This window comes from Geodermatophilus sabuli, assembly GCF_010686765.1.
Lineage (GTDB): Bacteria > Actinomycetota > Actinomycetes > Mycobacteriales > Geodermatophilaceae > Geodermatophilus > Geodermatophilus sabuli_A.
In genome coordinates this window covers 166,383-179,434 of sequence record NZ_JAAGWF010000003.1, presented here as the reverse complement: position 1 = coordinate 179,434, position 13,052 = coordinate 166,383, and the positions used below count along the sequence as shown (strand labels likewise).

13 protein-coding genes are annotated in these 13,052 nt (G+C 72.7%); 10 read left to right on the top strand and 3 right to left on the bottom strand.

Annotated features, from left to right (window positions below):
• The first annotated feature begins 4 nt into the window (after window positions 1-4).
• From GCU56_RS02645 to GCU56_RS02600, 10 genes are all read left to right on the top strand, one after another.
• Entirely contained in the window at window positions 5-1,021 is a 1,017-nt protein-coding gene (locus GCU56_RS02645; protein WP_204331324.1) for a fumarylacetoacetate hydrolase family protein, read from the top strand.
• Window positions 1,018-1,821 carry an SDR family oxidoreductase gene (locus tag GCU56_RS02640; RefSeq protein ID WP_163479949.1) on the top strand — a complete coding sequence of 268 codons (804 nt, stop codon included), beginning with the start codon at window positions 1,018-1,020 and terminating at the stop codon, window positions 1,819-1,821. Before GCU56_RS02645 ends, GCU56_RS02640 begins: the two co-directional genes overlap by 4 nt.
• A 1-nt stretch (window position 1,822) precedes the next feature.
• Window positions 1,823-3,250: an aldehyde dehydrogenase family protein gene (locus GCU56_RS02635; RefSeq protein ID WP_163479948.1), complete on the top strand. Its 1,428-nt coding sequence runs from the start codon at window positions 1,823-1,825 to the stop codon at window positions 3,248-3,250.
• Window positions 3,247-4,308: an SMP-30/gluconolactonase/LRE family protein gene (locus GCU56_RS02630; protein WP_163479947.1), complete on the top strand. Its 1,062-nt coding sequence runs from the start codon at window positions 3,247-3,249 to the stop codon at window positions 4,306-4,308. The genes GCU56_RS02635 and GCU56_RS02630 overlap by 4 nt, the downstream gene beginning before the upstream one ends.
• A gap of 11 nt (window positions 4,309-4,319) precedes the next feature.
• A complete protein-coding gene (locus GCU56_RS02625) occupies window positions 4,320-5,480 on the top strand; it encodes an alpha/beta fold hydrolase (protein ID WP_163479946.1) in 1,161 nt (386 codons plus the stop codon).
• Window positions 5,481-5,487: 7 nt separating this feature from the next.
• The gene (locus GCU56_RS02620; protein WP_163479945.1) at window positions 5,488-7,158 is read left to right on the top strand and encodes an NAD-dependent malic enzyme; all 1,671 of its coding nucleotides are present in this window, start codon (window positions 5,488-5,490) and stop codon (window positions 7,156-7,158) included.
• Window positions 7,159-7,374: 216 nt separating this feature from the next.
• The gene (locus tag GCU56_RS02615) at window positions 7,375-8,082 is read left to right on the top strand and encodes a GTP cyclohydrolase II (RefSeq protein WP_440588726.1); all 708 of its coding nucleotides are present in this window, start codon (window positions 7,375-7,377) and stop codon (window positions 8,080-8,082) included.
• A gap of 18 nt (window positions 8,083-8,100) precedes the next feature.
• Window positions 8,101-8,697 (top strand): nitroreductase family protein, encoded by a 597-nt coding sequence (locus GCU56_RS02610; protein WP_163479944.1) that lies wholly within the window; start codon window positions 8,101-8,103, stop codon window positions 8,695-8,697.
• 91 nt (window positions 8,698-8,788) lie between these two features.
• Entirely contained in the window at window positions 8,789-9,691 is a 903-nt protein-coding gene (locus tag GCU56_RS02605; protein ID WP_163479943.1) for a dioxygenase family protein, read from the top strand.
• A gap of 16 nt (window positions 9,692-9,707) precedes the next feature.
• Entirely contained in the window at window positions 9,708-10,214 is a 507-nt protein-coding gene (locus tag GCU56_RS02600) for a MarR family winged helix-turn-helix transcriptional regulator (RefSeq protein ID WP_163479942.1), read from the top strand.
• Between the two features lie 247 nt (window positions 10,215-10,461).
• Here GCU56_RS02600 and GCU56_RS02595 read toward each other — a convergent pair whose 3' ends face one another.
• From GCU56_RS02595 to GCU56_RS24975, 3 genes are read right to left on the bottom strand one after another with little or no spacing between them, the layout of a single operon-like run.
• A complete protein-coding gene (locus GCU56_RS02595) occupies window positions 10,462-11,619 on the bottom strand; it encodes an NAD(P)/FAD-dependent oxidoreductase (RefSeq protein WP_204331323.1) in 1,158 nt (385 codons plus the stop codon).
• On the bottom strand, window positions 11,616-11,807 hold the full coding sequence (locus GCU56_RS02590) for a ferredoxin (RefSeq protein WP_163479941.1): 192 nt from the start codon (window positions 11,805-11,807) through the stop codon (window positions 11,616-11,618). Before GCU56_RS02590 ends, GCU56_RS02595 begins: the two co-directional genes overlap by 4 nt.
• 3 nt (window positions 11,808-11,810) lie before the next feature.
• Entirely contained in the window at window positions 11,811-13,010 is a 1,200-nt protein-coding gene (locus tag GCU56_RS24975; RefSeq protein ID WP_163479940.1) for a cytochrome P450, read from the bottom strand.
• Window positions 13,011-13,052: the final 42 nt, after the last annotated feature.

Sequence of the window (13,052 nt, the reverse complement as noted above, 5' to 3'; positions counted from 1 at the left end):
ACTCGTGAGGTACGCACGCATCGAGGTCGACGGCCAGGAACGGGTCGGGCTCGTGGTCCAGGAAGTGGAGGACACGGCCGCCGGCGACGTGTCGGCTGCGGTGGTGGCGCAGGCGTACTCCGGCGCCACGCTGCGGCTCTTCCCCCCGGGCACCGACCTGCTGACCGCCGCGATCGCCCGCCAGGCGCCCGGCGACGACGCCCCGGGGATGGCGCTGGCCGACGCGCGGCTGCTGGCGCCGGTGCGCCCGGCCAGCTTCCGGGACTTCGTGAGTTTTGAGCAGCACGTGCAGGGTGCGGCGGCGATGACCGGGAACGCCGAGACGGCGTTGGCGGCCTGGCACCAGCAGCCCACCTACCTCTACGGCAGCCCGCACGCGGTCGTCGGCCCGGACGAGCCGGTGGCCGGCCTGCCGGAGGACCAGGCACTGGACTTCGAGTTGGAGGTCGGCGTGGTCATCGGCCGGGACGGCCGCGACCTCACCCCTGAGGAGGCCCGGGAGCACATCGCCGGGTACCTCGTCGTCAACGACTGGTCGGCGCGCGACGTCCAGCGGCACGAGATGAGGGGCGGCTTGGGGCCGGCCAAGAGCAAGGACTTCGCCACCACCATCGGCCCGTGGTTGGTCACGCCGGACGAGCTGGAGCCGGCGCGGGTCGGTGACCGGCTGGACCTGACCATGACCGTGTACGTCAACGGGGTTGTCTTCGGCCAGGACTCGCTGGCGCACATGGGCTGGTCGTTCGAGCAGCTCGTGAGCTACGCCTCCCGCAGCGCGTGGGTGCGGGCCGGTGACCTGATCGCCTCGGGCACCTGCTCGGGCGGCTCGCTCGCGGAGGCCTGGGGCCGGGCCGGTCGCCAGGAGCCGCGGCCGCTGCAACCCGGTGACACGGTGACGATGGAGGTCGACCGGCTCGGCTCGATCGCCACCACGGTCGTTGCGGCGGCCCCCGAGCGCAGCCCGATCCCTCGGGCCACCCCGCTGGCCGAGTTGCAGGCCCGGACGGGGGTGCGTGCGTGAGCGGCCGCGTCTCCGGCAAGGTCGTCGTCGTCACCGGTGCCGCGCGGGGCCAGGGCGCCGCCGAGGCCCGGGCGCTGGCCGCCGAGGGAGCGATCGTCGTGGCGACCGACGTCGTCGCGCCGGACGATGTCGCTTCCGGCGAGCTCGACGGGCACGGGGAGGCGATCGTCTACCGGCAGCTGGACGTGGCCGACCCGGCCGGCTGGGCGGCACTCACCGCCGAGCTGGGGGAGCGGTACGGGCAGGTGCACGGCCTGGTCAACAACGCCGGCCTCACCCACCGTGCCCGGCTGCTCGACGTCGAGCTGCCCGACTGGGAGCGGATGTTCCGGGTGAACACGACCGGTCCGCTGCTGGGCATCCAGGCGCTGGTGCCGCTGATGTCGCCGGGCTCGTCGATCGTCACGATCGGCAGCGCCGCAGCACTCACTCCGCACTACACCGTGGCCTACACCGCCTCCAAGTGGGCGGTGCGCGGCCTGGCGAAGGTGGCCAGCCTGGAGCTGGGACCGCTCGGCATCCGCTCCAACCTCGTGCACCCCGGGTACATCGAGACGCCGATGGTGGCCAACGCCCCGGCGACGTTCCGCCAGGCACAGCTCGAGGCCAACCCGCTCGGCATCAACGGCGCGCCCGAGGACGTCGCGTACCTGGTCGTGTACCTGGTCAGCGACGAGTCCCGGTACGTCTCCGGCGCCGAGATCGCCGTCGACGGCGGCTTCACCAGCCAGGCCGGGGTCAAGTTCCTGTCCGACGCGGTGCGCGGCGTCGCGCCCGGCGTCCCGACCGTGGGGGCATGACGTGGGGATCCTGACGAGCACGTCCCCGGCGACCGGCCAGCAGGTCGGCTCCTGGCCGACGCACACCGCCGAGCAGATCGAGCAGGCGGTGCGGACTGCGCACACCGCCTTTACCTCGTGGCGTACGTCGGACTGGGCCCTGCGGACGGCGCTGCTGGAGGCGGTCGCCGACCGGCTCACCGCCCGCCGCGAGGAGTTGGCCGCCCTGATGACCGACGAGATGGGCAAGCCGGTCGCCGAGGCCCTCGCCGAGGTCGACAAGTGCGCCTGGACCGCCCGGTTCTACGCGGAGAAGGCGCCGGAGTTCCTCGCCGACCGGGAGGTTGAGACGCCAGCCGCGCGCAGCTGGGTCTCCCACGAGCCGGTGGGGGTCGTGCTCGCGGTGATGCCGTGGAACTTCCCGTTCTGGCAGGTGGTCCGCTTCTCCGCGCCCGCACTGGCCGCGGGCAACGCCGCGCTGCTCAAGCACGCGCCCTCCGTGACCGGTTGCGCCCTCGCCGCGGAGGAGGTCTTCCGCGACGCGGCGACTGCGGTCGGTGCTCCTGCCGCGCTGTTCACGACCCTGCTGGTCGACGAGGCCGACGTCGCGGACGTCACCACGCGGATCATCGAGCACCCGCTGGTGGCCGCGGTGACGCTGACCGGCAGCGAGCGCGCCGGTGCGGCGGTCGCCTCGGCCGCCGCCCGCGTCATCAAGAAGTCCGTCCTGGAACTGGGCGGCTCCGACCCCTTCGTCGTGCTGGACGACGCCGACGTGGCGCTGGCGGCGCGGATGGCGGTGCGCTCCCGGTTCCTGAACAGCGGGCAGTCCTGCCTGGCCGCCAAGCGCTTCGTCGTCGCCGACGCGATCGCCGACGAGTTCACCCACCGCTTCGCCGAGGAGGTCGCCGCGCTGCGCGTGGGCGACCCGCACGACCCGGCCACCCAGATCGGGCCGCTGGCGCGCGAGGAGCAGGTCACGGCGCTGCAGCGGCAGGTGGACTCCTCGATCGCGGCCGGGGCCACGGTCGTCGCCGGCGGAAAGCGTCCGGAGGGACCCGGTGCCTTCTTCGCACCGACCGTGCTCGCCGACGTCACCCCGGACATGGCCGTCTTCCAGGAGGAGACCTTCGGCCCGGTCGCCGCCGTGATCCGCGCGTTCGACGACGACCAAGCCGCCCGGCTCGCCGACGACAGCCCCTTCGGCCTGGGCGCCAGCGTCTGGTCACGCGACGTCGACCGGGCGCTCGCCGTCGGCCGGCGGATCACCTCCGGCGCCCTGTTCGTGAACGCCGTCGTCGCCTCCGACGCCCGGCTGCCCTTCGGCGGCACCCGCCGCAGCGGCTACGGCCGCGAGCTGTCGGAGGAGGGCATCCGCGAGTTCACCAACGTCCGCACTGTCTGGATCGGCGCCCAGGACGCCGTCGCCCCCGGGGAGCCCGTCGAATGACCGCCAACCCCCTCGCCGGCTGGTCGGTGGACCCGGCCGACATCACTCTCACCGGCACCGGGCTACGCCGTCCGGAGTGCGTGCTGGCCCAGCCGTCCGGGGACCTGTGGGTCGCCGACCTCGGCGGCGGGGTCGTGCACATCCGGCCCGACGGCGGCCAGGAGACCATCCGCCCGACCGACGGCGGCGGGCCCTTCGCGCCGGACGAGAACCCGAACATCGACGGCAACCAGGGCTTCTCCATGCCCAACGGGCTGTGCTTCGACGCCAGCGGCGACTTGGTCGTCGCCAACTTCGGCACCAACGTCGTCGAGCACCTGACCCGCGACGGGCACTGGTCGCTGGTCGCGGACTCGGTGGTCTGGCCCGACGGCCAGGTGCGGCCGATCGGCAAGGCGAACTTCCCGGCGATCGACGCCGAGGGCCGGCTGTGGTTCTCGGTCACGGCCTCGGCCGAGGCGTGGCGCCACCGGGGAGACGCCGTCGAGTCCGACGGCTACATCGCCGTGATCGACGATTTCGTCCCGGGCGAGCAGGCGCAGGCGAGCGTGGTCGCCACCGACCTCGCCGGCACCAACGAGCTGCGCTTCAGCGCCGACGGGCAGTGGCTCTACGTCGCCGAGACCGGGGGTGACCACATGACCCGGTTCCGGGTCGAGGCCGGCGGCACGCTCACCGGCCGGGAGGTCTACGGGCCGGAGCGGCTCTACGGCGCCCCCGACGGCTTCGCCTTCGACGCTCACGGCAACCTGTGGACCACCCTCATCGGCCAGGACAAGCTGGTCGCCATCACGCCGGAGGGCGACGTCCTCACGATCTGGGAGGACGGCGACCGCGCGGTCAAGGAGGCCGCGCGGAAGAACCCGCAGGACAGCGGCGCGGGCACCGCCCTCGGCGCCAAACCGGGTGACGGCCTGGCCCCGCGCATGGCCAGCATCACCTTCGGCGGCCCCGACCTGCGCACCGTCTACGTCGGCTCGCTCGGCGGGACCTCGCTGCCCACCTTCCGTTCCCCCGTCCCCGGTGCGCCGCTGCCGCACTGGTCGGCGTCGTTCTGAGGAGCCCTGCCGTGTTCGAGTACTTCCCCGGCAACTACGTGTGGAACCTGGCCGTCGTCGCCACGCTGCACAACGGCGGCGCCCTCGCTGAGATCGACGAGGCCTGCCGGCCGATCCGCGACGCCGCCGCCCAGGGCGCGGACGCGGGCACTGAGGAGTTCTTCGCCTCCTGGTCGGCGGTGGCCGACCGGCTGGTCGGGCTGGCGGAGGAGGACGAGGCCGCGGGCCGGTACCTGTCGGCGGGGGAGAAGTACCGCCGGGCGGCGCTGTACCTGATCAACGCCGACCGCATGCAGAGCATCCACGCCCCCGACCGCCGAGCCCACTACGAGCGGGCGATCGGCCTGCAGCACCGCGCCATGCGGCTGGCGAAGGACCCCGTGGAGATCGTCGAGATCCCGTACGCCGGGTCTTCTCTCCCCGCCTACTTCCACCGGGCCCCGTCGGCGGACGGCGCCCCGGCGCCCTGCCTGGTCGTCTGGAACGGGTTCGACAGCTTCAAGGAGCAGCTGCTCGGCTCCGGACTCCCGCAGGAGCTCGCCCGGCGTGGGGTGTCCACGCTGCTGGTCGACCAGCCGGGGACCGGCGGGGCGCTCCGCCTGCACGGCCTGCACGCGATCGTCGAGACCGAGCAGTACGGCACCGCCTGCTACGACTACTTCGCCGGCCGGGGAGACGTCGACCCGCAGCGGATCGGCATCCTCGGCGTCTCGCTCGGCGGCTACTACGCGCCGCGTGCCGCCGCGTTCGAGGACCGCTTCGCCCTCTGCGTCTCGTGGGGCGCCAACCACAACTGGGGCGAGGTGCAGCGGCGGCGGCTGCAGCGCGAGGGCGAGAACCCGGTCCCGCACTACTGGGAGCACGCGCTCTGGGTGTGGGGGCAGACCTCGATGGAGGACTTCGAGAAGCTCTGGGACCGGATCACCCTCGACGGCGTGGTCGAGCGGATCCGGGTCCCCTACCTGGTCGTCCACGGTGCGCACGACCGGCAGATCCCCGTCGAGTACGCGCACCGCAGCTACGAGCAGGCCATCAACAGCTCCAAGCGGGAGCTGAAGGTGTTCACCGAGCGGGAGGGGGGTGTCGAGCACTGCAACCTCGACGACCCCATGAACGCCACCCGCTTCGTGGCCGACTGGGTCGCCGAGACCTTCGGCCTCCGCGCCGCCTGACCCGGACATGGCCACCACGTCGCTGCGCGGCCGGGAGCTGCTGCGCAACCCCATCCTGAACAAGGGCGTTGCATTCCCAGCGGAGGAGCGGTCGGCGCTGGGCCTGCACGGACTGTTGCCCCCGGCCGTCCTGGGCCTGGAGGACCAGGCCCGCCGCGCCTACGCGCAGTACCGGCAGATCCCGGACGACGTCGGCCGGTCGATCATGCTGTGGGCCCTGCTGAACCGGAACCAGACCCTGTTCCACCGGCTGCTGCTCGACCACCTCGCCGACATGCTGCCCGTCGTCTACACCCCGACGGTCGGCACCGTCATCCAGCAGTACAGCCGCGACTTCCGCCGACCGACCGGGGTCTACCTGTCGGTCGACGAGCCCGGGTCCGTCCGGCAGGCGCTGAGCAACTACGGCCTGACCGGCGACGAGGTCGACCTCGTCGTCGTCACCGACGGCGAGGGGATCCTCGGCATCGGCGACTGGGGCGTCGGCGGCATCGCCATCGCCACCGGCAAGCTCGCCGTGTACACGGCCGCGGCCGGGATCGACCCCGCGCGGGTGGTACCCGTGGTGCTCGACGTCGGCACCGACAACGAGGAGCTCCTCGACGACCCGCTGTACGTGGGCAACCGGCACGCCCGGGTGCGAGGCGAGCGGTACGAGGCCTTCGTCGACGAGTTCGTGCGAGCCGTGGGCGACGTCTTCCCGCACGCGCTGCTGCACTGGGAAGACCTGGGCGCCGACAACGCCACCCGGATCCTCCAGTGCTACCGCGACACGGTGTGCACCTTCAACGACGACGTCCAGGGCACCGGAGCGGTGGTCCTCGCGGCCGGCCTCGCCGCGTCCGCGGCGTCCGGGGTGCCGCTGCGCGACCAGCGGGTGGTGGTCTTCGGGGCGGGCACGGCGGGCATCGGCATCGCCGACCAGATCCGCGACGAGATGGTGCGGCAGGGCCTGGACCGGGCGGCGGCGACACGGCGGTTCTGGTGTCTGGGTCGGCGCGGGCTGCTGGTCGACGGCGGTCCGGGGATCCGGGACTTCCAGCAGCCATACGCGCGGCCGGCAGGGGAGACGGCGGAGTGGTCCCGTGACCACGACAGCGGGGGCATCGACCTCGCCGAGGTGGTCCGGCGGGCGCGGCCGACTGTGCTGATCGGCACGTCGGGTACTCCGGGCGCCTTCGACGAGGGCGTCGTCCGGGAGATGGCGCGCCACGTCGAGCGGCCGGTGGTGCTGCCCCTGTCCAACCCCACCAGCCTCGCGGAGGCGCAGCCGTCGGACCTCGTTCGCTGGACCGACGGGCGGGCACTGGTCGCCACCGGCAGCCCGTTCCCCCCAGTTGCCTGGGCGGGGACGACCCACGTCATCGCTCAGGCGAACAACGCCTTGGTCTTCCCCGGGCTCGGGCTCGGCGTGGTCGTCAGCCGCGCGCGGCTGGTCACCGACGGGATGCTGGCGGCCGCGGCGCAGGCCGTCGCTCGCGCCGTTGACGCCACCGCCACCGGTGCGCCGGTCCTCCCTGCGATCGACCACCTCCGGGCCGTCTCTGCAGCCGTCGCCGTGGCGGTCGCCGAGACCGCCTCGGCTGAGGGAGTAGCGCGCACCCGCCAGCCGGACTGGGACGCGGCCGTGCGCGCGGCGATGTGGGTACCGGTCTACCGGCCGTTGTCGGCGGGCTGAGCGCGTCGAGCATCGTGGCGTCGGGGTCTGCCGGTTCGTCGGTTCCCGCCCGCAGCCAGAGCCTCGTGACCGACCTCTAGGGGGGCCTCCTCTTCCTCGCACCCAGCGATCGGTCCGCGCCATGTCGGCCATCCGCCCTCATGATGACTCCACACTTGAACTCTCAAGCATCAGTCGTATAGTGGTTCTTGAAGGTTCAAGCGATCGGAGGACACCGTGTCACTCGTGTTTGGGGAGACGGCCGTTGCGGCTGGGCGACGCGCGCTGACGGCGCTCGACCCGCTGCCGTCAGCGACGGTCCGTACCCGTGTCACCGTGCCGCTCCGCTTCGCCGACGGCTACGCCACCACGGCGGACGTAGTCAGCTTCGAGGGCCTCGCAGACGGCCGGGAGCACCTGCTGCTGGGCCTCGGCGACTGGCGCCGCGCGCTGGCCGTCTCCGCGGCAGGCGGCCAGGCACCCCTGGTGCGGCCGCACAGCGAGTGCCTCACCGGCGACGTCTTCGGCAGTGAGCGCTGCGACTGCGGGCCACAGCTGCGCGAGGCTGCCGAGCGCATCACCGTCGCCGGGGGTTTCCTGCTGTACCTGCGCCAGGAGGGCCGGGGAATCGGCCTGTACGCCAAGCTCGACGCCTACGCCCTGCAGGACGTCGGTCTGGACACGTACGAGGCCAACACAGCGCTGGGCCGTGGCGAGGACGAGCGCGACTACACCGCCGCGGCGCAGATGCTCGCAACGCTGGGCGCCGACCGCATCCGCCTGCTGAGCAACAACCCCGACAAGGCCGCCCAGCTCGAGCTGCTCGGGATCGCGGTCGCCGAGCGCGTCCCGACCGGCGTCCACCTGTCCGCGGCCAACGCCCGGTACCTGACCGTCAAGCGCGACCACACCGCGCACACCCTCGACCTGCCGCTGGCCGGCTGACCCGTCCCGGAGGACATCATGAGCCCCAAGACCGCTAGCACAGCCGTTCCGCTGCACCCGCTGCTCGCCGAGCGATGGAGCCCGCGGGCCCTCGACCCGCGCCACGAGCTCAGCCAGGAACAGCTGACCGCCCTGCTCGAGGCCGCCCGCTGGGCCCCGAGCGCTTCCAACACCCAGCCCTGGCGCTTCGCCGTCACTCTGCGCGGGACGTCCGAACACGCCGCCGTCCTCGACTCCCTCGCCACGGGCAACCGAGCCTGGGCGTCAGCCGCCTCCGCGCTCGTCGTGGCCGCGGCCGAGACGCATGGCCCGGACGGCGCCGAACGGCCGTGGGCCGTCTACGACACCGGGCAGGCTGTCGCGTACCTGTCGGTCCAGGCCCAGGACGAGGGGCTCGCCGTGCACCAGCTCGGCGGCTTCGACGCGGTCCGCATCGCGGCGCTGCTGCCCGCCGGGGTCACGCCGCTCGTCGTCCTGGCCGTTGGCCGCCGGGACGACGCGGTTCAGCTGGCCGAGCCGTTCGCCGGCCGGGAGACCGCCGCCCGGGACCGGCTGCCGCTCGACGCTCTGCAGGTGGTTGTCGACGTCCAGTCGGCCGTCCCCGCGGCCGCCTGAGACCGGAGACCTCGATGACCGCGCTCACGCCGTCGTATGGCACGGCGTCACCCGCTGACCCCCACCCCGTGAACCACCCTTGGAGACCACGATGACCACCGCACCGCAGAGCACCACGGCCGCCGCCGATGCATTGATCGACCCGCGCCACCCGTTCGCCGCCCACCTGCGGCACGTCGCCACTGTCGATGCGGCGGCGGTGCAGCAGGCCTGGACTCCCGGCGACGCCCCGCTCCCGGCGCTGTATCTCTCCCACGGCGCCCCGCCGACGTTCGAGGACGGCCCGTGGATGCGCCAGCTGCACGACTGGGCCCGGGCACTGCCGAAGCCGAAGGCCATCCTCATCGTCAGCGCGCACTGGGAGTCCGACGCCCTCGGCATCACCAGCACCGCCCCGACGGAGCTGGTGTACGACTTCGGCGGCTTCCACCCGATGTACTACCGGATGCGCTACGACACGCCTGATCCGTCAGCCCTGGCGCAGCAGGTTCTCTCGGCTCTGCCGGACACCGAGCACGTGTTCGAGCACCGTAACCGCGGCCTGGACCACGGTGCCTGGCTGCCGTTGAAGGTCATGTACCCGGCCGCTGACATCCCGGTGCTGCAGCTGAGCCTGCCCACCCACAACACGACCGCCCTGCTCTCCCTCGGGGAACGCCTTCGGCCGCTGCGCGAGCAGGGGGTGCTGGTCATCGGCTCCGGATTCATGACCCACGGCCTGCAGTACGTCGACTGGACGCGCCCCGACGTGATCCCCGGCTGGTCGGCCGACTTCGACGCCTGGGTCGCCGACTCCCTGGCGCGTGGCGACGTCGAGGAACTCGCCCGCTTCCGCCTGCGTGCTCCCGGCCTTCGCTACGCCCACCCGACCGTCGAGCACTTCACCCCGCTGTTCGTCACGCTCGGCGCCGCGACCGACCCCACCGCGCCGGTCACCACCGCCATCGACGGCTTCGTCATGGGCCTGGCCAAGCGCTCCTTCCAGGTCGCCTGAGCGCGAGGCTGCACCGATGACCCTGCACGACGACGCCACGCCGATCGACTCGGACGCCCGGCCCGGTGATCCGGCGCCGCGGTGGCTGACCGAGGACGAGACGGCTGCCTGGCTGCCGCTGCTGCGCGTCGTCCAGTTGTTGCCGCAGGCAATGGACAGGCAGCTCCGGCAGGAAGCCGGCATCGGCCACACCTACTACCAGGTGCTCGCCATCCTCTCGGCCCAGCCGGAGCAGACCCTGAGCATGGGCGAGCTGGCCCGGCTGGCTGCCACCAGCGCCTCGCGGCTCAGCCACGCGGTGGCCGCGCTGGAGGAGCGCGGCTGGGTGACCCGCCGGCCGTGCCCGACCAACCGGCGCATCCAGTACGCCACCCTCACCGACGCAGGCCTGTCCCTGCTCGAGCGGATCGCGCCCGGGCACGTCGCCGAGGTCCGCCGTCTGGTCTTCGACCGACTCTCCGACGACGAGATCGCTCAGCTGCGCTCCCTCGGGCTCAAGCTCCTCGGCCCGCTGGACGCCTAAGCGCCGGACGTGAGCCGCCGTCCGGCGGCGCACTGAGCCGGTCACTCGGAGAGGAAAACGAGGAAGACGCTGCTCATCGACACCATCGGTGTCAGCCTCGCCGTAGACATGGAGGGCTCGATCGCAACTCCGTGCCCCGACGGGACCTCGCTAGGACTGTATGCGCCGCAGGCAGTACCCGACTACGGCTACAACGGCGGCACGGCAACGCACCATGGGGGAGCGCGAAGGATCCAGGACCGTGCGGTCAGGCCGGGAGCTGTGTACGTCGAGCTCCTGTCAGCATGCGCTTGAGCTTCGCCGGCGGAGTGTGGTGGTTGACGGCCACGACCTGTCGCGGAGTGGCAGCGTCGGGCCAGGCCAGCAGTGCTGATCCGGCGTCGAGGCTGCCGTCCAGGACGGCGGGCTGGCCCTGTGGATCGAGCGGCCCCACCATCTTCACGTCGAGCCCGAACTGCTCTGTCCAGAAGTAGCGGGACGGCCGGTACTCGGGCGCGTCGTCCCCGTGCAGCAGCGATCGGACCGCCGCCCGCGCCTGCTCGACGGCGTTGGTCCAGCTGGGGGTGCGGGCGAGGGCGCCGTCGTCAGTGGCCATCACGGTGACGTCGCCGGCGGCCACGACGTAGGGGCTGACCCGGCAGCGCTCGTCGACCACGATTCCTCCGCTGAGCGGCACGCCGGAGCCGGCCAGCCACTCCGCGTTCGGGAGGTCGCCGACCGCGGATATGACCAGGTCGGCTTCCAGTCGGTGCCCGTCGGGGGTCTCGACCGCGGTGGGGGTCGGCTCGCCGAGCAGTCGGACGCCGCCGTGCGCGAGGACGATGTGGACGCCGGCCCGCTCGGCCACTGCGCGGACGTGGCGCCCGACCGTCGTGCCGAGCAGGCGGTCCAAAGGCGGAGCCAGGTCGACCACGGTCACGTCCCTGCCCAGCTCGCGGGCGGTGGAGGCGATCTCCATGCCGAGGAAACCGCCGCCGACGACGAGGACCGAGGACACGCGGCGGAGGTCGTCCCGGAGCCGCAGGCCGTCCTCGTAGGAGCGCAGCACGCGCTCGCTCTGCCCCGGGGTGCCGATGCGCCGGGCGCGGGCGCCGGTGGCGATGACCAGGCCGTCGTAGCGGACGGGGCCGTCCGGGGTGAGGACGGTCTGCGCCTCGAGGTCCAGCCCGGTGGCCGGAGTCCGCAGGTGGAGGTCGACCTCGTCGGCCAGGGGAGCCAGGACGACGTCGTCGGCCGACTCCCGGCCTGCCAGCACACCCTTCGACAGGGGCACCCGGGTGTAAGGCGGCAGCTCCTCGTCGCTCAGGACGGTGATGCGACCGTCGAAGTCCTCCATCCGCAGCGTCTCCACTGCGGTGAGTGCGGCGATCGAGCCGCCGACGACGACGACCTCCCGCAGGCTCATGTCGACACCCGCAGGGCCGCAACCGGGCAGACGCGGGCGCCCGCCTCGGCCTTGCGCTCCAGCGCTGACGGCACCTGCTCGTGGAGCACGACGACGACCGCGTCGTCGTCGAGCTCGAAGACCTCGGGGGCGACGTCGGCGCAGAGGCCGTGCCCCTCGCACTTGTCCCGGTCGGCGTGCACCTGCACGGATCAGCCCTCCCGCGCCGGGACGACGGTCACGGGCAGTGACCCGAGGCCGCGGACGACCGGGTGCTCGTGCTGGACCGCTTCGCCGGCGAGCTCGATGCGGTCCACCCGGCGGAGCAGGGACCCGATGAGCGCCTGCGCCTCGATGCGGGCCAGGCCCTGTCCGGCGCAGCCGTGGACGGCGTAACCGAAGGCCAGGTGGTCCACCGGGTTGCGGCGGACGTCGAAGCGGTCCGGGTCGGGATAGTGCCGCTCGTCCCTGTTGGCGGCGCCGAAGCTCAGCAGGACCCGGCTACCCGCAGGGACGAGGACCCCGTCGACGTCGACGTCCCGGGTGGTGTTGCGGAAGAAGCCCTGCGCCGGGGACTCGAGTCGCAGGGTCTCCTCGAACCCGCTGGCGACCAAGCTCGGGTCGGCCTTGAGCGCGGCCCACAGCTCCGGGTCCTCCGCCAGGAACCGGATGTACGCGCTGATGGCGTTCACCGTGGTGTCCATGCCGGCAACCAGGTAGGCGTTGAGCAGCTGCATCCCGGACTCGGGCGTGAGCCGGCCGTCCTCCACCGCGTCGAACACCGCTGCGCCCCAGCTGCCGGGCGTGAACTTGTCCTTGCTGTCGAAGGACTGGATGTACTGGATGTACGCCATGAACTGTGGCATCCGGGCCTGCATGCGCCCGTCCAGCGGCCCGAACGACGCGAAGACGGCGTCGGCACCCGAGAGGAGGTGCTCACGACCCTCCGCGGGCAGTCCGATGAGGTCGGCGACGACGTCCACCGGCAGTCGCTGCGCGAGCTCGGTGACGGCGTCGAACGACCCACGAGCGACGACCTCGGCGACCAGCGCGTCGGCGCGCTCGGCGATGTCACCCCGGAGCTTGGCCAGCGCCCGCGGTGCCAGCTTCTCGGTGAGCACGCTCCGCAGCGCGTCGTGCTCGGGTGGGTCGGTGCCCAGCACGCTGCCGATCATCGGGGCGTTCATCTCGTCGGTCAGGGCCACGCCCTGCGCCGAGGTGAATGACTGCCAGTCGGCCAATGCGGCCCGCACGTCGGCGTAGCGGGCGACGATCCAGATCGGGTGGACGCTCGACTTGACCACTGGGCCTGCGTCCCGCCAGCTTCGGTATGCCGCATACGGGTCGGCGAGCACGTCGCCGGCGAACAGGTCGACGTCGCTGACGGGGGCGGAGACCGATGACGAGGTCACGGGGACACCTCTCTCCAGCGCTCGGGCTGGGGGACCAGGGGA

Bases quoted from the DNA above. Each gene is read 5' to 3' on its own strand.
- GCU56_RS02630 (WP_163479947.1), top strand. From the start codon at position 3,247: ATGACCGCCAACCCCCTCGCCGGCTGGTCGGTGGACCCGGCCGACATC.
- GCU56_RS02620 (WP_163479945.1), top strand. From the start codon at position 5,488: ATGGCCACCACGTCGCTGCGCGGCCGGGAGCTGCTGCGCAACCCCATC.
- GCU56_RS02610 (WP_163479944.1), top strand. From the start codon at position 8,101: ATGAGCCCCAAGACCGCTAGCACAGCCGTTCCGCTGCACCCGCTGCTC.
- GCU56_RS02605 (WP_163479943.1), top strand. From the start codon at position 8,789: ATGACCACCGCACCGCAGAGCACCACGGCCGCCGCCGATGCATTGATC.
- GCU56_RS02600 (WP_163479942.1), top strand. From the start codon at position 9,708: ATGACCCTGCACGACGACGCCACGCCGATCGACTCGGACGCCCGGCCC.
- GCU56_RS02595 (WP_204331323.1), bottom strand. From the start codon at position 11,619: ATGAGCCTGCGGGAGGTCGTCGTCGTCGGCGGCTCGATCGCCGCACTC.